Below are 18,730 nucleotides of genomic sequence, written 5' to 3'. Positions count from 1 at the left end.
GTCAGTGCTGTTCGAGGTGTGGGCACCGCATGCCGGACAGGTGGGGCTTCATGTCGTCCGCGGCGGGGGCCGTACGCAGCCCATGGAGCGCGACCCCGGCCGCGAGGGCTGGTGGCGGACCGAGGCCGCGGCGGGGCACGGGACGCTCTACGGCTTCGCGCTCGACGACGGCCCCCCGCTGCCCGATCCGCGCTCCCGCCGCCAGCCGGACGGCCCGGAGGGGCTGAGCGCGGTGGTGGACCACTCCCGGTTCCCGTGGGAGCGGGAGTGGTTCGGGCGGCCGCTGCCGGGCGCGGTGCTGTACGAGCTGCACATCGGGACGTTCACCCCGGAGGGCACGTTCGACGCGGCGGCCGCACGGCTTCCGCATCTGGCCGCGCTGGGCGTCACGCACGTGGAGCTGATGCCGGTGTGCCCGTTCCCCGGGACGCACGGCTGGGGCTACGACGGGGTCGCGCCGTGGGCCGTGCACGAGCCGTACGGCGGCCCCGAGGGGCTGGCCCGGTTCGTGGCCGCCGCGCACCGGCACGGCCTCGGCGTCGTCCTGGACGTGGTGCACAACCACCTGGGCCCGTCCGGCAACCGGCTGCCGGACTTCGGGCCGTACTTCACCGACACCCACCACACCCCGTGGGGCGCGGCGGTCAACCTGGACGCGCCCGGCTCCGACGAGGTCCGCGCGTACTTCATCGGCAGCGCGCTCGCCTGGCTGCGCGACTTCCGGCTGGACGGGCTGCGGCTGGACGCCGTGCACGCGCTGCACGACACCCGGGCCCGGCACTTCCTGGCCGAGCTGTCCGCCGCGGTGGACGCGCTGGCGGCCGAGGTCGGCCGCCCGCTGTTCCTGATCGGCGAGTCGGATCTGAACGACCCGCGCACCACCGCCCCGCGCGAGGCGGGCGGCCACGGCTTGCACGCCCAGTGGAACGACGACTTCCATCACGCCCTGCACACGTTTCTCACCGGGGAACGGCAGGGCTACTACGCCGACTTCGCCGCCGAGGGGCCCGCGGCCCTGGCCAAGACGCTGAGCGGCGGCTTCTTCCACGACGGTACGTACTCGGCGTTCCGCGGACGCCGCCACGGCAGCCCCCTGAACCCGCTCACCACCCCCGCGCACCGGCTCCTCGGCTACGCCCAGACGCACGATCAGGTGGGGAATCGCGCGACCGGCGACCGGCTGTCCGCCCGGCTCTCCCCCGGGCTGCTGGCCTGCGCGGCGGCCGTGGTGCTGTGCGCGCCGTTCACCCCGATGCTCTTCATGGGCGAGGAGTGGGGCGCGGGGACGCCCTGGCAGTACTTCACCGACCACCGGGACCCGGAGCTGGCCGACGCGGTACGGCGCGGCCGCCGCCGCGAGTTCGCCGCCCACGGCTGGGCGGAGGCGGACATCCCGGACCCACAGGACCCGGCGACCCGGCTGCGGTCCTGTCTGGACTGGACGGAGCCGGACCGGGAGCCGCACCGGGCGCTGCTGGACTGGCACCGGCGGCTGATCGCGCTGCGCCGCGCCGAGCCCGCCCTGACCGACCCCGCCTGGTCGTGCGCCCCGCTGACGACGGGGCCGGACTGCTTCGGCTTCCGGCGCGGCCCGCTGTGCATCGTCCTCAACCCGCACGACCGCCCGGCGGACGCCCGGCTGGAGCCGTGCCCCGCCGGGGTCCCCGAGGCGGTCCCCGAGGTGGTCGCCGCCTGGCGGCCGGTCGAGCCACCGGGCCCCGACGGCACGGTGCGGCTGCCGCCGGAGACGGCCGTCGTGCTGAGGGTCAGCCCTCCCGAGGGGGTCAGCCCTCCTGGGGGGCGAGCCGCAGCGAGATGGAGTTGATGCAGTACCGCTGGTCGGTCGGGGTCGGATAGCCCTCGCCCGCGAAGACATGGCCGAGGTGCGAGCCGCAGCGGGCACACCGCACCTCGGTGCGGACCATGCCGTGCGAGCGGTCGTCGATCAGCTCGACCGCGGACGAGTCCGCGGGGTCGTAGAACGACGGCCAGCCGCAGTGGCTCTCGAACTTCGTCTCGGAGCGGAACAGCTCCCCGCCGCACGCCCGGCAGGAGTAGACGCCCTCGGTCTTCGTGTCGGTGTATTCACCGGTGAAGGGGCGCTCGGTGCCCGCCTCGCGCAGGACGTGGTACTCCTGCGGGGTCAGCTCCGCGCGCCACTGCTCATCCGGCTTGTCGATCTCGTACGCCATGGTCGGGACCCTCCTCAGCTCTCCGGCCTCAGCTCTCCGGGCTCTGTAGACGGGCGAGGATCTCCGGTCCGAGGTCGGTGACGTCTCCCGCGCCCATGGTGAGAACAAGGTCACCGGGCTTGGCCATTCCGGCGATCAGGCCGGGAATCGCGGACCGGTCGTGCTCGGCGGCCACGTCCGCGCCGTGGCGGGCGGCGGCGTCGATCACCAGGGCGCTGGTGATGCCGGGGACCGGGTCCTCGCGGGCCGGGTAGATGTCGAGGACGACGGACGCGTCGGCCAGCGCCAGGGCCTCGCCCATCTCGGCGCCCAGCTCCTGCGTCCGGCTGAACAGATGCGGCTGGAAGACCACCAGGACCCGGCCCTCCCCGGCGCCGCCGCGGATCGCCTCCAGGTCGGCGGCGATCTCGGTGGGGTGGTGCGCGTACGAGTCGATGACCTGCACCCCGGCCGCGGTGCCCTTGAGCTGGAGGCGCCGCTTGACGCCGGTGTACGAGGCGATCGCGGGAGCGAGATCGCGGGCGGGGACGTCGAGGGCGGCGCCCGCGGCGAGCGCGGCGACGGCGTTGTGCGCGTAGTGGCGGCCGGGCACGGAGACGGTGAAGGTGATCTCCCCTCCCCCGAAGGCTTCCGCGAGCTGCACGGTGACCTCGCTGGTCAGCCCGTGCGGGACGACGTCCAGGACCCGCACGTCGGCGTCGGCGGCCTCACCGTAGGTGAGCACCCGCAAGCCCTCGCGGCCCGCGACCTTGGCGGTCAGCTCGCGGGCCCCGGGGTGGTCGGCGGAGACGACCAGGGTGCCGCCCGGCCGGACCCGCTCCACGAAGGTCCGGAACGAGTCGTAGATCTCGTCCATGGAGGCGTAGTTGGCGTGGTGGTCCAGCTCCACGTTGAGGATGATCGCGACCTCGGGCGCGTACTTGTGGAAGCTGCGGTCGCTTTCATCCGCCTCCGCGACGAAGATCTCGCCGCCGCCGTGCTCGGCGCTGGAGCCGGGCGCGTCCAGGTCGCCGCCGATCACGTACGACGGGTCGAGGCCGAGGGTGCGCAGCGAGACGGCGAGCATCGAGGTCGTGGTCGTCTTGCCGTGCGTACCGGCGACCGCGATCGGGCGGTGGCCGTCCATCAGGGCGGCCAGCGCGTCGGAGCGGTGCACGACGGGGATGCCGCGCTCGCGCGCCGCGACCAGTTCGAGGTTGTCGGCGCGGATGGCGCTGGAGACGACGACGCTGGTGGCGTCGGGCGCGACGTTCCCGGCGGCGTGCCCGATGTGCACGGTCGCGCCCAGCTCGCGCAGCGCCGCCACGATCGGGGAGTCCTTGGAGTCACTGCCCGCGACCCGCGCGCCGCGCTGGACGAGGACCTTCGCGACGCCCGACATGCCGGCGCCGCCGATGCCGATGAAATGCGGACGGTCCAGCGCGTCGGGGGCAATGCCGGCCGGTGCCATGTACGGGTCTCCCCTGGGTGAGCGGTCTTCTCGGTTCTGTCGGCCCGATTCTCGCACCCCGCCGCGTCCCTTCCGTACGCCTCCCGTACGGTCCCGCGTACGCCTCCCGTACGGGTGCGTACGCCGACCGAACGCCGTCCGTACGGCGCTCAGCCGCCCGCGGTGGCCTGCCCCTCGCCGACCTCGTCGTCCGTGTGCGAGAACAGCTTCAGCACCGGGACGCCGACCTTGTGGCGCGCCCGGGAGGCCCAGTCGCGGTGGAAGAACTCCTCCACGAAGTGCGGCGCGGTGAGGACGATCACCTCGTCGGCGCCGGTCTCCTCCACCACCCCGCGCAGGACGTCCAGCGGGCGCCGCTGCACGACGTGGCCGCGGGCCTCGCTGCCCGCCGCGCGCAGGGCCGCCACCGAGTGGTTCAGGGCCCGCTCGGCGGGCTCCAGCGCCGCGCTGCCCTCCGGCTCCTCGCCTTCCTGGGCGGCCTGTTCCAGCTCGCCCAGGGCGATGTCGTCGATGGCGCGGAGCAGCCGGTCCTTGCTGCCCCGGGGCTGCATCAGCACGACGAAGGAGACCGGGTCGTCGCCGTGCAGGGTGGTGACGAACTCCACGTCGGCGGGGGTCAGCGGCTTTTCGATCATCAAAATGCTCGTGAACACGACGTGCGCCCTTCTCGTTCTTCAAGCCTTCATCGAAGCGGTAGGAATGCAGTCCGTTTAGCGCAAAACTATGGGTAAATCCGACGGTAGCGGGTGAAAAGGAAACCGGCGTCCTCCAGCACGGAAGCGAGAGCGAACTGCTCCGGTTCCGCGGCCAGGGGACCGTTCGCGATCCGGGCCGCGTCGCCCGCGACCATCAGCGGGGCCACCGCCAGGCACAGCTCGTCCAGCACCCCGGCGGTCACGAACTGCGCCAGCAGCCTGGGGCCGCCCTCGGTCAGCAGCCGGGTGTGGCCCAGCTCGGCGAGGGCCGCCGGGATCGCCGCCACGTCGACCCGCCCCGAGGGCCCGGTCCCCGCGCGCACCACCCGGGCCCCGGCCGCCTTCGCGGCCTCGACCCGGTCCTCCGCGGCCTGCGCGCCGGTGATCACCACGGTCGGCACCAGCGGCTCGGTGAACAGCGGCAGCGAGAAGTCCAGCTCCAGGCTCGCGCTGACCACGGCGATCGCGGGCGCCGGGGGCTGGCCGAGCGCGGCCCGGCGTGCCGAGAAGGCGTCCCGGGCGCGGGCGGGCCGGTAGCCCTCCTGGCGCACGGTCTCGGCGCCGACCACCACCGCGTCGGCGAGCCCGCGCAGCACCCCGAAGATCCGCATGTCGGTCTCGGACGACAGCGGCTGCGACCGGCCGTCGTGGTGCGCGGCGCCGTCCAGCGAGGACACCATGTTGGCCCGCAGATACGCCCCCGAGGGGCTCTGCGGCCGCTCCGGATAGGCGTACGCGTCGGCCAGCTCGTCGAGCCCCCACGGCTCGGTGGACGAAGTGGAACGTTCGGTGGGCAATTCGGTGGGCAAGGGGAACAGGCGTCGCATGGCCGCAGTGTGACATGGCTCCCTCCGGGACGGTCCGCTCGGGAAAAGCGACTACCCTGGACACCCGTGTCTGCACCAATCACCACGTCCGGCTCGGCAGGCTCAATAGCCGCCGAAGCCCCCATCGCCCTCACCGCCCGCGCGCCGCAGGTGCCCGCCGAGCGCTTGGTGGCCGAGATGGTGCCGCCGCCCCGGTTCGCCACGGTGAGCTTCGACAACTACATCCCCGACCGCAACCAGCCCAGCCAGGCCGAGGCCGTCACCGTGCTGCGCGGGTTCGCCGAGCGGCTGGGCGGCGGCGGAGCGGGCGCGGGCAAGGGCGGCCGCAGACAGTGGTTCCGCCGGGCGGCCAAGCCCGCCGCCCCCAGCGGTCCGCGCGGGGTGTACCTCGACGGCGGCTACGGCGTCGGCAAGACCCATCTGCTGGCCTCCCTGTGGCACGCCACCCCGGCCGCGGCCGAGCAGAAGGCGTTCGGCACCTTCGTGGAGCTGACGAACCTGGTCGGCGCGCTCGGCTTCCAGCAGACCGTGAAGACGCTGAGCGAGCACCGGCTGCTGTGCATCGACGAATTCGAGCTGGACGACCCGGGCGACACCGTCCTCGTCTCGACCCTGCTGGGCAAGCTGGTCGAGGCGGGCGTGGCGCTCGCCGCGACGTCCAACACCCTCCCCGGCAAGCTCGGCGAGGGCCGGTTCGCCGCCGCCGACTTCCTGCGCGAGATCCAGGGGCTGTCCGCGCACTTCCAGCCGGTGCGCATCGACGGCGAGGACTACCGCCACCGCGGGCTGCCCGAGGCCCCCGCCCCGCACGCCGACGAGGTGGTCACCCGCGCGGCCAAGCGCACGCCCGGCGCCTCCCTGGACGCCTTCCCCGCCCTGCTGGAGCACCTGTCCCAGGTGCACCCGAGCCGTTACGGCGCGATGTGCGACGGCGTCCAGGCCGTCTGCCTGACCGGGGTCGGCCCCGTGCCGGACCAGTCGACCGCGCTGCGGCTGGTGGTGCTGGCGGACCGGCTGTACGACCGCGAGGTGCCGGTGCTGGCCTCCGGGGTGCCGTTCGACCAGCTGTTCAGCGAGGAGATGCTGAACGGGGGCTACCGCAAGAAGTACTTCCGGGCGATATCCCGCCTCACCGCGCTCGCCCGGGACGCGAGGCAACTGGCCGAGGCGTAGGACTTTCCGGCCGGGGCACCCGCGCGTCGTATTGATCAGATGGTTCCCGCACGCCGGGGGCGCGTGATACACACGTGCGGTCATCTTTCCTGTCCGCCAGCAGGGAGTTACCGCATGTCAGCGACACGACGTCAGATCCTGGGCCGTACCGGTGCGCTGGGCGCCTCCATCGCCTTCACCGGCAGCATCCAGGAACTCTTCGCCGGTACGGCCACGGCCGACAGCCCGGACGGGGCGGCCGCGGACGCCGCGGACGCCGCCGGGCGCGGCGGCTACGGCCCGCTCGTGCCCGATCCGGACGGCCTGCTCGACCTCCCCGAGGGCTTCCGCTACCGCGTGCTGTCCCGCGAGGGCGACGCGCTGCGCTCCGGTGAGGGCAAGGTCCCCAGCCACTGCGACGGCATGGCCGCCTTCCCGGGCCGGGCCGGCGGCAGAGGTGCCCGTACGCACCTGGTCCGCAACCATGAGAACCGCAAGGACGCCGCGATCCGCGTCCCCGCCGTCAAGGGCCTCACCTACGACCCGATGGGCATGGGCGGCTGCACCGCCCTCGCGCTCGACTCCGCCAACCGGGTGCAGTCGGAGCGGGTCGCCATCGCCGGTACGGCCGTCAACTGCGCGGGCGGCCCCACGCCCTGGCACACGTGGCTGACGTGCGAGGAGACCGAGGACAAGGCCGGTACGAACGGCTACACCAAGGACCACGGGTTCATCTTCGAGGTCGACCCGTACGATCCGCGCCGCACCGGCGCCGTACCGCTCACCGCCATGGGCCGCTTCCAGCACGAGGCGATCGCCGTCGACCCGCGCAGCGGGGTCGTCTACGAGACCGAGGACGCCTTCGAGAAGCCCTTCGGGCTCTTCTACCGCTTCCTGCCCCGTAAACCCCTCGGCGGGACCGGGTCGCTGCGCGCGGGCGGAAAGCTCCAGGCCCTGCGGGTGCCGGGGGTGGCCGACCTGTCCACCGTCCAGGAGCCGGGGACGTCCTTCAGCGGCATCGAGTGGGTCACCGTCCCCGACCCGCTCGCGACGGAAACCCCCATCCGCTTCCAGGACTTCGGCCCGGGCGGCATCACCCACGCCCAGAAGCTGGAGGGCTGCTACTGGGGCGGGACGTCGGTCTACTTCGTCTCCAGCTTCGCCAAGAGCGCGGACGGCTCGGCCGCCGACCACTTCGGTCAGATCTGGCGCTACGACCCGCAGCGGCACCGGCTCACCCTGGTGATCGTCTTCGGGCCGGACACGGACATCCAGCTGCCCGGCGAATCACCCGACAACATCACGCTCGCCCCCAGCGGCGGGCTGATGGTGTGCGAGGACGGCGAGGGCGCCCAGCACGTCTACGGGCTGACCCGGCGCGGCGAGGTCTACCCGATGGCCCGTGGACGCCAGAACATCGGCACCGACGAGGAGCCCGAGTGGGGTGAGTTCGCGGGCGTCACCTTCGCCCCGGACCGCCGCACGATGTACGTGAACTGCTACACCCCGGGCACCACCTTCGCGATCACCGGGCCCTGGCGGCACTGAGCACGCGTGTGCGCTGTGCCTCCTGCCCCGTCCGTCCGTACGGGGCAGGAGGCACACCGTCACTGCCGCCGCGAACTGAGCGCACAGGCGATCGCCGTCGCCCCGGCGGCGAGCACGGCGGTCACGGCGAGGGGCAGCAGCGGCATGGTCACGGTGCCGCTCCGCGAACCGTTGACCAGCCCCGATACGGCTGCGTTCGCGGGCGAGGCGCCGACCACGGACACCAGCAGCGCGGCGAGCGCGGTCGAGAGGATGGCCCAGCCGGGGCGGCGCAGCAGCGGCCGGTTGCACAGCGCGCCCACGGCCGTGCCCAGCAGCGCGCAGGCGAGCGCGGCCAGCAGCCCGGCGACGGTCGCCGGGGCCACGGGCACCCCGACCCGGCCGTCCGCACTGCGCGGATCGCCGACCAGCGCGACGAACAGCGTCCCGGCACCCCCGAGGACGACCGCCGCGCCCAGCGCGGTCAGCACCCCGGCCAGATGCACCCGGCCCGGACTCTGCGCGGCGGCCGCGCAGGACCGCGCCGCGGCGGGCTCGTTGGTGACGCACACCCGCACCAGCCAGGCCGCGACCGGCAGCACCCCGGCGGCGGCGAACCCGAAGGAGTCCAGGATCGGCTGCCCGGCCTGCACCCCGATGCCCATGAAGGCGACGTAGAGGAGCAACGGCGGCAGCCAGCGCTGCGAACGGACCAGCAGCGCGGCCTGATAGCGCAACAGGGCGATCATGCGGCCTCCGGATCTGCGGGGACCTCGGTCACCGCGCGGATGTGCCAGGGCGGCCGGGTGGTGAGGAGGGCCCGAAGCAGGTCATCGGAGTCCGCTGCGGCGACGGTCAGCCGCACAAGCCGCGGATCGCCGCCGGGGGTGGCCTGCGGGGAGATGTCCTGCCCGCCCGGCCCGGGAGGTGCGCCCGGCCCGGTCTCGTCGCGGGGGCCCGGCACGGGGGGTGGCCCGGGTGCGGGCTCGTACCGTGGGGCGCCGGGGAGGTTCGGCGGGAGGGTGGCTCCCGGCGGAGGCTCGGCCTCGATGCGGACCCGTGGTCCGGCGGTGGCAGCGGACGCTCCGGAGTCCGGCAGAGGCCCGCTTACCGGGACCGGCGCCGCACCGGACGGCGGCGGGCCCCCGGCCGCCGGGACCGGCACCGGCTCCAGGCGGGCGTCCGCGACGCGGAACACCGCGTCCGGGGCCCCGGCCAGGCGGCGCGGGTCGTGGTCGACGAAGACGACCGCGGCGCCGTCGGCGACCCGCTCGGCGACCGCCTCGTCCAGAACGCCGCGCGCCGCCCGGTCGAGGCCGGTCCAGGCCTCGTCGAGGACGAGCAGGGCGGGCGCGGCCAGCAGCGCCTGGGCGACGGCGACCTTCTGGCTGGTGCCCTTGGACAGCTCGGCGAGCGGGGTGGCCGCGTACTCGTCCGCGCCGAACCGCTCCAGCCACTCCCCCGCCCCGCGCGCCGCCTCGGACCGGCCCAGGCCGTGGATCCGGCCCAGGTGGGTGAGGTAGCCGAGCACGGAGAAGGGCAGCTCGGCCGGGAACCGCTCGGGGACGTACGCGGTGCGCGGGCGGCCGGTGATCCGGCCCGAGGTGGGGGCGTCGATTCCGGCGAGCAGCCGCAGCAGGGTGGACTTGCCGCTGCCGTTCGTCCCCTCGACCCGGGTCAGCGAACCGGCCGGCACATCGAGGTCGACGCCGCGCAGCACCCAGGGCCCGGCCAGGCCGTAACGGCGCCCGACTCCTCGCAGTCTCATGCTGGTTGAGCATAGGCACTCGGGCGGCGGCCCGCCGCCGCTGTCGGCGGGTGCTGGCAGACTGGACCGCGTGACCAGCTCAGATGCCCTCCCCACGAGCCCTCCGCCCGTCCCGCGCAGCAGTCCGTTCCGGCACGCGGAGACGGACCGGGACGCGGCACCGCAGTTCGTGCTGCCCCTGGTGGTGCGGATCGAGAAGGCCGCGCCCCCGGCCCGTACGGACGCCCTGGAGACGGCGGCGCGGGCGGTGCTGGTGCTGCTGTCGGACGAGCGGTCGACCGCGGAGGACGGCGAGTGGGCCGAGGCCGTGCGGGACTGGCAGGACGCCCGGATCCGCAAGGTCGTACGGCGGGCGCGGGGCGCGGAGTGGCGGCGCGCCCAGACGCTGCCGGGCATCACGCTCACGGGCCGTGCGGAAGCGGCCGGGGGCGACGGCCCGGCGGCCGAGGTGCGGGTGTTCCCGCCGGTGCCGCTGGACGGCTGGCCCAAGGAGCTGGCCAAGCTCCAGGTCTCCGGCACCGACCTGGACGATCCCGCGCCACCGCCCCCGCCGGACCCGGCCGGGCCGGTCCTGTGGCTGAGCCCGGAGGTCGGGATGTCCGCGGGCAAGGCGATGGCGCAGGCCGGGCACGGTGCGCAGCTGGCGTGGTGGGAGCTGGACGACGCCCAGCGGGCGGCCTGGCGCGAGGCCGGTTTCCCGCTGGCGGTGCGGGTGGCGTCGGCCGAGCGGTGGAGCGCGCTCACCCGGAGCGGTCTGCCGGTCGTACGGGACGCGGGCTTCACCGAGATCGCACCGGGGTCCTGCACGGTGGTGGCGGACCACCCGGCCCTGCGCCGGCCCTAGGAAGTCCCGCCGGTCTGCCTCGTCCCCACTCCCCCCGGCGCCGCCACCGCTCTCGGCCTGCACCTCCTCGACATCCCCCTGCCGCTGCCGCCGGTGATCATCGGCATGGCCTGGCACCCCCGGCGTGACCGTCGCCGGAAGGCGGCGGCCAGCCGGGGCGCGCGGCCGGGTCAGGCGCGGCGGCGCTTGCGGATCGCGCGGGTCACCACCGGCGGGAGCACATCGGCGGCCAGGCGCCGGACCTGGCTGGGGCGGCGCGGGGCGGACGCCGGGGCGGCCGGGGCCCGGCCCGCCTTGGCGGCGGGGGCGGAGGCGGGCGCCTCCAGGGCGTAGCGGGACCGCGGTGCCGCCGGGTTCTTGGGCTTTCCGGAGAACCTCAGCACCCGGCTGCCCGCGATCTCCTGCCTGCTGGTGTGCATCCCGCGGCGCCATGCGTCGTCCGCGAGCATCTCGTCCTGGATCGGGCCGGGGTCGCCCCACATGCCGTAGAGCTTCTGGGTGGTCAGGCAGATGGGCCGCAGTCCGCGGTTGAAGACGGCCTCCCACGCGGCGGCGGCCACGCCGGGGGTGTGCTCGGAGCGGAAGTCGTCGAGCACGACGATGCCGCCGGGCAGCAGGACGTCGCGCGCGGCGCCGATGTCGCCCTCGACGTGCTCGTACAGGTGCGAGGCGTCGACGTGGACGAAGCGGCAGGTGTTGTCGTCCACGTGGCTGGGCACGACGGAGGTCGTGCCCTGGATGATGTGGGGCAGCTCGTCGTGGAACGCCAGGTAGTTCTGCTCGAAGGCGGTGCGGGTGAGGGTGGAGTACGACTTCCGGGCCTCCGCCGCGTTGTTCTCGTCCGGCGCGTCCTCCGCGTCGAAGAGGTCGCAGACCGTGAAGCGCTCACCGGCCCGCAGGTACGCGGCGGTGAAGATGGCGCTCTTGCCCATGTAGGCGCCCATCTCGAGGAGGTCGCCGTGTTCCCCGAGGCGCTCCTGGCGCCTCAGGAAAAAGTCGAACAGCACTTGGTCAAGGCTGGGGAACCACCCCTTGACGTCATTGAGGCTGCGGGGGCGCTGCGCTGCTTCGGCGGTGGTGGCCGTCATGGTGCTCTCTGTTCCTCGGAGGCGGTCGGGAGAGACGTGAATCGCTGGCCACGCTGGCAGTGACAGGCAACGCCGGGACGTCACGGTTGTGTGTTTTCTGTGACCGGAACACCGGGCGAGCGAGCAGGCACGGGGGGTAAGTGGACGGAGAGCATCCGGAATGAGGTCTTACGGACCGATGACGGGACGGCGCGGACACGGGCCCGGCGGCCGGTGAACGCCTAGCGTCGGGGCCATGCGCGTACTGGTCACCGGAGGCGCGGGCTTCATCGGCTCGCACGTCGTCACCGCTCTCACCGCCCGCGGCCATGAGCCGGTCGTCCTCGATGCCCTGCTGCCCGCCGCCCATCCGGCACCGCCGCGGCTGTCCGGCGCCGAGTGGATCCACGCCGATGTGCGGGACCGGGCGGCGGCGGAGGAGGCACTGCATGGGGTGGACGCCGTCTGCCATCAGGCGGCGATGGTCGGCCTCGGCAAGGACTTCGCCGACGCGCCGGACTACGTCGGCTGCAACGACCTGGGCACGGCGGTGCTGCTGGCGGCCATGGCCGAACGCGGGGTGCGCTCCCTGGTGCTGGCCGGGTCGATGGTGGTGTACGGGGAGGGGCGCTACGACTGCCCGCGGCACGGCCGGGTGCGCCCCGGCCCGCGCGCCGAGGCCGACCTGGCGGCGGGGCGGTTCGAGCCCGGCTGCCCGGACTGCGGCACCCCGCTGCGACCGGGCCTGGTCGACGAGGACGCACCGGCCGACCCGCGCAACGTCTACGCCACCACGAAGCTGGCGCAGGAGCATCTGGCGGCGGCGTGGGCGCGGTCCGTGGACGGCCGCGCGGTCTCGCTGCGCTACCACAACGTCTACGGGCCGGGCATGCCGCGCGACACCCCGTACGCGGGCGTCGCCTCCTTCTTCCGCTCGGCCCTCGCCCGCGGCGAGGCGCCCACGGTGTACGAGGACGGCGGGCAGCGCCGCGACTTCATCCACGTACGGGACGTGGCCTCGGCCAACGCCGCCGCCCTGGAGGCGGTCGCCGCCACGGCGGCCACGGGCGGCCTCACCGCGTACAACACCGGCAGCGACGACCCCCATACGATCGGCGAGATGGCCGAGGCGCTGGCGGCGGCCTGCGGCGGGCCCGCTCCGCAGGTCACGGGCGCGTACCGGCTGGGCGACGTACGACACATCACGGCCTCGTCGCGGCGGCTCCGCGAACAGCTGGGCTGGCGGCCCGCGGTCCCGTTCGCCCAAGGCATGACCGAGTTCGCCCACGCACCCCAGCGCGCGGGAGCCGCCCCGGCGGCACAGCCCATCCGGTAACACCCCCTACGCGCGGGCGGCGGGCAGGCGGACCTCGAAACGGCAGCCGCCGTCCACGTTCCGCACGGCCGCGTGGCCGTGGTGGGCCTCGACGATGCCGCGGACGATGGCGAGGCCCAGCCCGGCGCCCGCCGGGGGCGTACGGGCGTGGGTGCCGCGCCAGCCGGTGTCGAACACCCGCGGCAGATCCTCCTCCGGGATGCCGCCGCAGCCGTCGGTGACGGACAGCACGACGGTGTCGGCCTCGCGCCGGGCGGCCACGGCGACCGTGCCGTCGGCCGGGGTGCGGCGGATGGCGTTGATGAGGAGGTTGCCGAGGACGCGGGTCATCTCCTTCCCGTCGACCTCGACCGGAATGGGATCCACGGGGTCGCCGATCAGCTGGACGCCCAGCTCGCGGGCGAGCGGGTCGGCCCCCGCGAGGGCGTCGCCGACCAGGTCGTAGACGGAGATCCGGGTGGGGGCGAGGGACAGCGCCCCGGCGTGGATGCGGGACAGTTCGAAGAGGTCGCCGACCATCGTGTTGAGCCGCTCCACCTCGGTGCGGATCTGGCGGTGGTAGCGGTCCGGGTCCTCCACCACGCCGTCCTCGAGCGCCTCGGACATGGCCCGCAGCCCGGCCAGCGGGGTGCGCAGATCGTGCGAGATCCAGGCGACCAGCTCGCGGCGGGAGGACTCCAGGGCCCGTTCGCGCTCACGGGACCGGGCCAGTTTGGCGCTGGTCGCGGCCAGTTCGCGGCCGAGTTCGGCGAGTTCGGCGGTGGCCGCGCCGTCGGGGGCGGCGAAGCTGCCGCCGTCCCCGAAGGAGCGGGCGGCGAGGGTCAGTTCATGGCTGCGGGCCACCACCCAGCGGCCCAGCAGCAGCGCGGTGGCCAGGGACACCACCGCGGCCATGGCGCAGACGGTGGTGACGACCGTCAGGTCGTGGGTGGACAGGAACATCGCCCAGGCGACCGCGAGCGTCCCGGTGAGCATGGCCGTCACCGCGACGGCGGCCACGACCGCGAGGGACACGACGACGGAACGGCCGCGCAGCAGCCGCAAGGCGAGCGCGCCGAGCAGCCCGGCCGCGGCGGCGCCGAGGAACGCGAACAGCGCCATCAGCAGGACGTCACGCATGGCGGTCCGGCTCCTCCGCCCCGGCCGCCGCGTCGTGCGCGTCCGCCGCGTCCGACGCGTCCGCCGCGTCCGCCGCGTCGAAGCGGTAGCCCACGCCCCAGACGGTCTGGATGAGGCGCGGCGCGGCGGGGTCGTCCTCGATCTTTCCGCGCAGCCGCCGCACATGGACGGTGACGGTGGACAGATCACCGAAGTCCCAGCCCCATACGTCCCGCATCAGCTCCTCGCGGGTGCAGGCGACCCCGGGGTGGCGCAGCAGAAAGGCCAGCAGGTCGAACTCGCGGAGGGTGAGGGCGAGTTCCCGGCCGTCCTTGGTGGCGCGGCGGGCCATCGGATCGAGGGTGATCCCGGCGCGGCGGAGTACGGTGTCCGGCCGGTCGGAACCGGGGCCCCGCGCACCGGCGGGGGCAGCGGAGGTGCGCGGTCCGGTACGGCTGCGGCGCAGCACCGACTCCACCCGCAGCACCAGCTCACGCGGGCTGAACGGCTTGGTGACGTAATCGTCCGCGCCGATCTCAAGACCGAGGATCCGGTCGTCCTCGTCGCCGCGGGCGGTCAGCATGATCACGGGCACCGGGCCCTTGCCGCGGAGCGTGCGGCACACGTCCAGGCCGTCCATGCCGGGCAGCATCAGGTCGAGGACGACCAGGTCGGGCCATCGGGCGTCGGCGCGGGCGAGCGCGCCGGGGCCGTCGGCGGCCCGGTCGACGGCGAAGCCGGCGCGGGTGAGGTACCCGGCGACGACCTCGGCAACGGTCGGATCGTCGTCCACGACGAGCACGCGGCCGGGAGGTGGGGTCTGCTGCATGCCCTCCAGCCTGGCACCGGGCCGGACGGACCGTCCCGCCCAGGACGGGGGACGGTGGCGACGTCCGCGTTTCGTAAGGACCTGAAGTCCGGAATGTGGCTTTTTCGTTCGTAGGGTGGGCCGGGTGACAGACTCGACCGCTCCTCATGCGGACGTCGTCCTTCCGTGTCTGGACGAGGCCGCTGCCCTGCCCTGGGTGCTGGAACGCATCCCCGCCGGCTGGCGCGCCATCGTCGTCGACAACGGTTCGACGGACGACTCGGCCGCGATCGCCCGCTCCCTCGGCGCCACCGTCGTCCATGAGCCCCGCCGGGGCTTCGGGGCCGCCTGCCACGCCGGGCTGCTCGCCGCCGACGCCGACGTCGTCTGCTTCTGCGACTGCGACGCCTCGCTCGACCCCGGACTGCTGGCGGGCTTCGTACGGAGCGTCGCCGACGGCGACGCGGATCTCGTCCTGGGGCGCCGCCGTCCCCAGGAGCGCGGCGCCTGGCCCGTGCACGCCAGGCTCGGCAACATCGCCCTGTCCCGCATGGTGCGGCGGCGCACCGGAACCGCCCTGCACGACCTCGGCCCCCTGCGGGCCGCCCGGCGCGAACCGCTGCTGGCCCTGGGCCTCACCGACCGCCGCAGCGGCTATCCGCTCCAGATGGTCGTGCGGGCCGCGGACGCGGGCTGGCGGATCGAGGAGCGCGACGTGCCGTACCGGTCGCGAACCGGAAAGTCGAAGGTCACCGGCACCTGGCGGGGCACCTGGCACGCGGTGCGCGACATGCGGGCGGTCCTGCGCCAACCGCCGCCCGCGGCCACCTCCCCCGGCGATCGGGCCGGGGCCGCCCGGTGACCGCGACGACGACCGGATCGCACCGCAGCGCTGACGCACCCCCGGAGTCCACGGTGATCGTCATCGCCAAGGAACCCGTGGCCGGGCGGGTGAAGACCCGGCTCACTCCCCCGTACGCCCCGGCGGAGGCGGCGGCGCTCGCCGAGGCCGCCCTCGCGGACACCCTGCACGCCGTGCTCGGGATGCCCGCCCGGCGCAGGGTGCTGGCGCTCGACGGGGCTCCCGGGCCCTGGCTGCCGCCGGGCATCGAGGTCGTGCCGCAGGGCGGCGGCGGCCTGGACGAGCGGCTGGCCGCGGCCTTCGCCGGATGCCAGGGGCCCACGCTGCTGGTCGGCATGGACACCCCGCAGATCACCCCCGTCCTGCTGGCGCCCGCACTGGGCAGGGGCGGCTGGCGGGACTGCGACGCCTGGTTCGGCCCCGCCGCCGACGGCGGGTTCTGGGCCCTGGGCCTGGCGGAACCCGATCCGGAGCTGCTGCGCGGCGTGCCGATGTCCACCCCCACCACCGGCGCCGCACAGCGGCGCCGTCTGGTGGACGCGGGGCTGCGGGTGCGCGAACTGCCCGTGCTGCGCGACGTCGACACGGCGGACGACGCCGCGTGGGTGGCGGCCCTCGCCCCGGGCAGCCGGTTCGCCCGCACCCTCACCGGGCTGTCCCGGGCCGCCGCCCGATGAGCACGGCGATACGCGAAGACGCGGGCGACGCCAGGGCCGGGTCCTGGCACGCCGACCCCTATACGCGGGCGCTGAGCGCGGGCCGGGGTCCGCTGTTCCTGCGCCGCGCGGACGGCTGGCTGCTTCCCCTGGAGGTCGAGCGCTGGTGCGCGGACGCCGACGCGGCGGACCGCACCGTGCTGCGCCGGTGCCGGGGGCCCGTACTCGACATCGGCTGCGGCCCCGGGCGACTGGTGGCCGCGCTCGCCCCGTACGGCCGCCCCTGCCTCGGCATCGACGTGAGCCGGGCGGCGGTCGCCCGTACCGTCCGCACCGGCGGCCCGGCCCTGTGCCGCTCGGTTTTCGAGCCGCTGCCGGACGAAGGGCGCTGGGGCACGGCGCTGCTGCTCGACGGCAACATCGGCATCGGCGGCGACCCCCGGGCCCTGCTGGCACGGGTGACGCAGCTCCTCGCCCCCGAGGGGCTGCTGATCGTCGAGGCGGCCGCGGCCGACATCGACGAACGGGTCCGGGTGCGGGTGGACGACGGGCGCGGCCGGGTCGGCACCGCGTTCCCCTGGGCCCGGGTGGGCGCCCCCGCGCTGCTGCGCCACGCCCGGGCGGCGGGCTGGACCGCCGTCGAACGCTGGACGGCACGGGGCCGCGACTTCATGACCCTGCGTCGCGCCGCCGTGCCCGGGCCCGCCACACCGCCGTCCTGACCGACAGCCAGAGCGCGGAGACGGCGAACAGCCCGGCGGTGATCAGCAGCCAGCGCGGCCAGAAGACATCGGCGGACAGCCCGGCCGAACGCTCGTAGCGGCTCCGCTGCGTCCCCGCGATCAGCGGGAACCACACCAGCAGCAACAGTCCCGAGACGAAGGCGGGCACCCGTACGAAGTTGACGTACGAGGCGGGCGCCGGGACCGCCCGCCGGAGCGCCCGGTCGGCGAGCCCGTACAGCGGCAGCAGCACCAGGTCGTGCAGGACGGCGGCGCCGACGAACCAGAGCACGATCCCGAGCCAGTCGCCGCGCAGCAGCCGCACCCCCGCGTACGCGGTCAGCGCGAAGGAGCACAGCAGCAGGAGCAGATGCAGCGGCGAGTCGCCGTAACCCCGCCGGAAACCGGAGCAGTTCTTCATGCCGTCCCCCCGGTCTCCCCGGTCTCCCCGAAGCTCAGCCGGGCCACCCACTTGGTGTTGTGCACGCCCGGGGCGTTCGGGACGATGACGCGCGCCGGGTAGCCGTGGTCCGGCGACAGGTCCGCGCCATTGACCCGCAGGGCGAGCAGGGAGCGCGGATCGCGGACCTGGTTGTCGCGCAGCACGACCGAGCGGAACGAGCCGTGCCGCTGGAGCGATTCGACGAGGACGCCCGGCGGCCGCTCGCCCAGACCGACCAGCCCGGCGAGGTCGGACAGCCGCACCCCCTCCCACCGCTGGTCGGGGGTGGACCACCCCTCGACGCAGGCGATCGGCAGCGCCGCCCCGTGCCGCGGCAGCCGCAGCACCTGCTCACGGGTCAGGACGACCTCACGGCCCGGGCCACGCACCACCAGCCGCCAGCCGGGGCCGATGTCGCGGGCGCCGATGCCGACGGCCGCGGCGGTCTTGTTGATCTGGAAGCCGTTCGGCCCCCGGCCCGGCTCCCTGCCGTGCGGCGCGAGCAGCGCGGTGTTCCGCAGCGGCCCGTCGACGCTCTGCCCGGCCGTCACCACCAGCAGCGCGGCCGAGCCGGTGCCCACCATCGCGAGCGCGCCCCGCCGCGACATGGTGGGAGGGGCGGGATCCGGGCTGACCAGACCGGTCTCGTCGGGCGGTTCCGGACGGGTGCGGGAGACGGGGGTGCGCAGCTCCGCCCGCAGGTCGCGGCCGCGCAGCGCGCGCACCATGCGGGGGAACCGGAGCGCCACGTGGACGGCGAACGCGCCCATGAAGATCCACGCCCCGTAGAAGTGCAGCGGGTAGAAGGACCCGGGAAAGACGTACTCCAGCTGGACGTTGAGCACCCCGGTCACGAACTCGAACAGCCCGCCGCCGACCAGCGCGAGCAGCGACAGCCGCTCCAGCCCGTGCCCGAGGGACCGCACCGGCGGTCGCTCGAACAGCTTGGGGACGACGGACCACAGCTTGGCCAGCAGCACCGGGACCAGCACGACGCCGAGCGTGACGTGCACCCCTTGGGTGACGCGGTAGAGCCAGACGGGGTGGGTCGGCCAGGAGAAGAGGTAGAAGCCGAGCAGCCCCTTGTCCGGCGTCTTGTCGTTGACCGGGGACAGATCCGGGTTGTACGCGGCGTACGACAGCAGTCCGGTGACGAACAGCACCGGAATCCCGAACAGCAGGATCAGGCCGAAGACGGACGTCAGCCAGGGACCGCGCAAGGGGCTCCGCCAAGCGGGGGGACGGGGGCTCATGGCACGACGGTATGGCCGCCGGACCGGTCCT

19 protein-coding genes and 1 pseudogene are annotated in these 18,730 nt (G+C 74.6%); 9 read left to right on the top strand and 11 right to left on the bottom strand.

Going from position 1 to position 18,730, the window contains the following annotated elements:
• Positions 1-4: 4 nt before the first annotated feature.
• Complete coding sequence (treZ, locus tag HYQ63_RS32010; RefSeq protein ID WP_179937276.1) at positions 5-1,825, top strand: malto-oligosyltrehalose trehalohydrolase; 1,821 nt, start codon at positions 5-7, stop codon at positions 1,823-1,825.
• Here the strand turns inward: treZ and msrB are convergent.
• The 4 genes from msrB to HYQ63_RS31990 form a co-directional block, all read right to left on the bottom strand.
• Positions 1,785-2,192, bottom strand: coding sequence for a peptide-methionine (R)-S-oxide reductase MsrB (gene msrB, locus HYQ63_RS32005; RefSeq protein ID WP_123103251.1), 408 nt, complete (start codon positions 2,190-2,192; stop codon positions 1,785-1,787). The two genes, treZ and msrB, sit on opposite strands and share 41 nt — an antisense overlap.
• Positions 2,193-2,220: 28 nt before the next feature.
• Positions 2,221-3,642 carry a UDP-N-acetylmuramate--L-alanine ligase gene (gene murC / locus HYQ63_RS32000; protein ID WP_179937275.1) on the bottom strand — a complete coding sequence of 474 codons (1,422 nt, stop codon included), beginning with the start codon at positions 3,640-3,642 and terminating at the stop codon, positions 2,221-2,223.
• Positions 3,643-3,791: 149 nt separating this feature from the next.
• Complete coding sequence (locus tag HYQ63_RS31995) at positions 3,792-4,277, bottom strand: indole-3-glycerol phosphate synthase (RefSeq protein WP_179940703.1); 486 nt, start codon at positions 4,275-4,277, stop codon at positions 3,792-3,794.
• Between the two features lie 86 nt (positions 4,278-4,363).
• A complete protein-coding gene (locus tag HYQ63_RS31990; protein WP_179937274.1) occupies positions 4,364-5,164 on the bottom strand; it encodes a pyrimidine reductase family protein in 801 nt (266 codons plus the stop codon).
• 66 nt (positions 5,165-5,230) lie between these two features.
• On the opposite strand from HYQ63_RS31990, the gene zapE reads away from it, so the two are divergent.
• Positions 5,231-6,337 carry a cell division protein ZapE gene (zapE, locus tag HYQ63_RS31985; protein WP_257232274.1) on the top strand — a complete coding sequence of 369 codons (1,107 nt, stop codon included), beginning with the start codon at positions 5,231-5,233 and terminating at the stop codon, positions 6,335-6,337.
• 114 nt (positions 6,338-6,451) lie between these two features.
• Positions 6,452-7,864 (top strand): alkaline phosphatase PhoX, encoded by a 1,413-nt coding sequence (locus HYQ63_RS31980; RefSeq protein WP_179937273.1) that lies wholly within the window; start codon positions 6,452-6,454, stop codon positions 7,862-7,864.
• A gap of 59 nt (positions 7,865-7,923) precedes the next feature.
• Here HYQ63_RS31980 and HYQ63_RS31975 read toward each other — a convergent pair whose 3' ends face one another.
• Positions 7,924-8,592: an ABC transporter gene (locus HYQ63_RS31975; RefSeq protein WP_179937272.1), complete on the bottom strand. Its 669-nt coding sequence runs from the start codon at positions 8,590-8,592 to the stop codon at positions 7,924-7,926.
• On the bottom strand, positions 8,589-9,611 hold the full coding sequence (locus tag HYQ63_RS31970; RefSeq protein WP_179937271.1) for an ATP-binding cassette domain-containing protein: 1,023 nt from the start codon (positions 9,609-9,611) through the stop codon (positions 8,589-8,591). Before HYQ63_RS31970 ends, HYQ63_RS31975 begins: the two co-directional genes overlap by 4 nt.
• 70 nt (positions 9,612-9,681) lie before the next feature.
• Here HYQ63_RS31970 and HYQ63_RS31965 point away from each other — a divergent pair, with 70 nt between their 5' ends.
• Together HYQ63_RS31965 and HYQ63_RS46130 are read left to right on the top strand one after the other, a co-directional pair.
• Positions 9,682-10,455, top strand: coding sequence for a peptidyl-tRNA hydrolase (locus HYQ63_RS31965; RefSeq protein WP_306664851.1), 774 nt, complete (start codon positions 9,682-9,684; stop codon positions 10,453-10,455).
• A 12-nt stretch (positions 10,456-10,467) separates the two neighbouring features.
• Positions 10,468-10,578: pseudogene (locus HYQ63_RS46130) on the top strand (LysR family transcriptional regulator); the annotation flags it as partial.
• A 47-nt stretch (positions 10,579-10,625) separates the two neighbouring features.
• On the opposite strand, the gene HYQ63_RS31960 reads toward HYQ63_RS46130, so the two are convergent.
• Entirely contained in the window at positions 10,626-11,543 is a 918-nt protein-coding gene (locus HYQ63_RS31960) for a class I SAM-dependent methyltransferase (protein ID WP_179937269.1), read from the bottom strand.
• Between the two features lie 235 nt (positions 11,544-11,778).
• Here HYQ63_RS31960 and HYQ63_RS31955 point away from each other — a divergent pair, with 235 nt between their 5' ends.
• Complete coding sequence (locus HYQ63_RS31955; RefSeq protein ID WP_179937268.1) at positions 11,779-12,858, top strand: NAD(P)-dependent oxidoreductase; 1,080 nt, start codon at positions 11,779-11,781, stop codon at positions 12,856-12,858.
• Positions 12,859-12,864: 6 nt separating this feature from the next.
• Here the strand turns inward: HYQ63_RS31955 and HYQ63_RS31950 are convergent, their stop codons facing one another.
• Complete coding sequence (locus HYQ63_RS31950; RefSeq protein ID WP_179937267.1) at positions 12,865-13,977, bottom strand: sensor histidine kinase KdpD; 1,113 nt, start codon at positions 13,975-13,977, stop codon at positions 12,865-12,867.
• Positions 13,970-14,785, bottom strand: a complete 816-nt coding sequence (locus HYQ63_RS31945; RefSeq protein ID WP_179937266.1) for a response regulator transcription factor — start codon at positions 14,783-14,785, stop codon at positions 13,970-13,972. The genes HYQ63_RS31950 and HYQ63_RS31945 overlap by 8 nt, the downstream gene beginning before the upstream one ends.
• 115 nt (positions 14,786-14,900) lie before the next feature.
• Between HYQ63_RS31945 and HYQ63_RS31940 the strand changes: the two genes are divergently transcribed.
• Genes HYQ63_RS31940 through HYQ63_RS31930 form a run of 3 tightly spaced genes read left to right on the top strand, consistent with a single transcriptional unit; the run spans position 14,901 to position 17,004 of the window.
• Positions 14,901-15,626, top strand: a complete 726-nt coding sequence (locus HYQ63_RS31940; RefSeq protein WP_179937265.1) for a glycosyltransferase family 2 protein — start codon at positions 14,901-14,903, stop codon at positions 15,624-15,626.
• Entirely contained in the window at positions 15,623-16,303 is a 681-nt protein-coding gene (locus tag HYQ63_RS31935) for a DUF2064 domain-containing protein (RefSeq protein WP_257232273.1), read from the top strand. Before HYQ63_RS31940 ends, HYQ63_RS31935 begins: the two co-directional genes overlap by 4 nt.
• Complete coding sequence (locus tag HYQ63_RS31930) at positions 16,300-17,004, top strand: methyltransferase domain-containing protein (protein ID WP_179937264.1); 705 nt, start codon at positions 16,300-16,302, stop codon at positions 17,002-17,004. Before HYQ63_RS31935 ends, HYQ63_RS31930 begins: the two co-directional genes overlap by 4 nt.
• Here HYQ63_RS31930 and HYQ63_RS31925 read toward each other — a convergent pair.
• Both HYQ63_RS31925 and HYQ63_RS31920 read right to left on the bottom strand, forming a co-directional pair.
• Positions 16,952-17,425 carry a hypothetical protein gene (locus HYQ63_RS31925; protein WP_179937263.1) on the bottom strand — a complete coding sequence of 158 codons (474 nt, stop codon included), beginning with the start codon at positions 17,423-17,425 and terminating at the stop codon, positions 16,952-16,954. The genes HYQ63_RS31930 and HYQ63_RS31925 overlap by 53 nt on opposite strands.
• Positions 17,422-18,699, bottom strand: coding sequence for a molybdopterin-dependent oxidoreductase (locus tag HYQ63_RS31920; RefSeq protein ID WP_179937262.1), 1,278 nt, complete (start codon positions 18,697-18,699; stop codon positions 17,422-17,424). The genes HYQ63_RS31925 and HYQ63_RS31920 overlap by 4 nt, the downstream gene beginning before the upstream one ends.
• Between the last annotated feature and the right edge of the window lie 31 nt (positions 18,700-18,730).

Source organism: Streptomyces sp. Rer75 (assembly GCF_013414305.1).
In the GTDB taxonomy this organism is placed as follows: Bacteria; Actinomycetota; Actinomycetes; order Streptomycetales; family Streptomycetaceae; genus Streptomyces; species Streptomyces himastatinicus.
Note: the sequence above shows the minus strand (reverse complement) of the source record. Positions and strands in the feature narration are given on the sequence as shown.

Bases quoted from the DNA above. Each gene is read 5' to 3' on its own strand.
- HYQ63_RS31980 (WP_179937273.1), top strand. From the start codon at position 6,452: ATGTCAGCGACACGACGTCAGATCCTGGGCCGTACCGGTGCGCTGGGC.
- HYQ63_RS31975 (WP_179937272.1), bottom strand. From the start codon at position 8,592: ATGATCGCCCTGTTGCGCTATCAGGCCGCGCTGCTGGTCCGTTCGCAG.
- HYQ63_RS31925 (WP_179937263.1), bottom strand. From the start codon at position 17,425: ATGAAGAACTGCTCCGGTTTCCGGCGGGGTTACGGCGACTCGCCGCTG.
- murC (WP_179937275.1), bottom strand. From the start codon at position 3,642: ATGGCACCGGCCGGCATTGCCCCCGACGCGCTGGACCGTCCGCATTTC.
- HYQ63_RS31930 (WP_179937264.1), top strand. From the start codon at position 16,300: ATGAGCACGGCGATACGCGAAGACGCGGGCGACGCCAGGGCCGGGTCC.
- HYQ63_RS31955 (WP_179937268.1), top strand. From the start codon at position 11,779: ATGCGCGTACTGGTCACCGGAGGCGCGGGCTTCATCGGCTCGCACGTC.
- HYQ63_RS31995 (WP_179940703.1), bottom strand. From the start codon at position 4,277: ATGATCGAAAAGCCGCTGACCCCCGCCGACGTGGAGTTCGTCACCACC.
- HYQ63_RS31945 (WP_179937266.1), bottom strand. From the start codon at position 14,785: ATGCAGCAGACCCCACCTCCCGGCCGCGTGCTCGTCGTGGACGACGAT.
- msrB (WP_123103251.1), bottom strand. From the start codon at position 2,192: ATGGCGTACGAGATCGACAAGCCGGATGAGCAGTGGCGCGCGGAGCTG.
- HYQ63_RS31960 (WP_179937269.1), bottom strand. From the start codon at position 11,543: ATGACGGCCACCACCGCCGAAGCAGCGCAGCGCCCCCGCAGCCTCAAT.
- HYQ63_RS31970 (WP_179937271.1), bottom strand. From the start codon at position 9,611: ATGAGACTGCGAGGAGTCGGGCGCCGTTACGGCCTGGCCGGGCCCTGG.
- HYQ63_RS31950 (WP_179937267.1), bottom strand. From the start codon at position 13,977: ATGCGTGACGTCCTGCTGATGGCGCTGTTCGCGTTCCTCGGCGCCGCC.
- HYQ63_RS31990 (WP_179937274.1), bottom strand. From the start codon at position 5,164: ATGCGACGCCTGTTCCCCTTGCCCACCGAATTGCCCACCGAACGTTCC.
- HYQ63_RS31920 (WP_179937262.1), bottom strand. From the start codon at position 18,699: ATGAGCCCCCGTCCCCCCGCTTGGCGGAGCCCCTTGCGCGGTCCCTGG.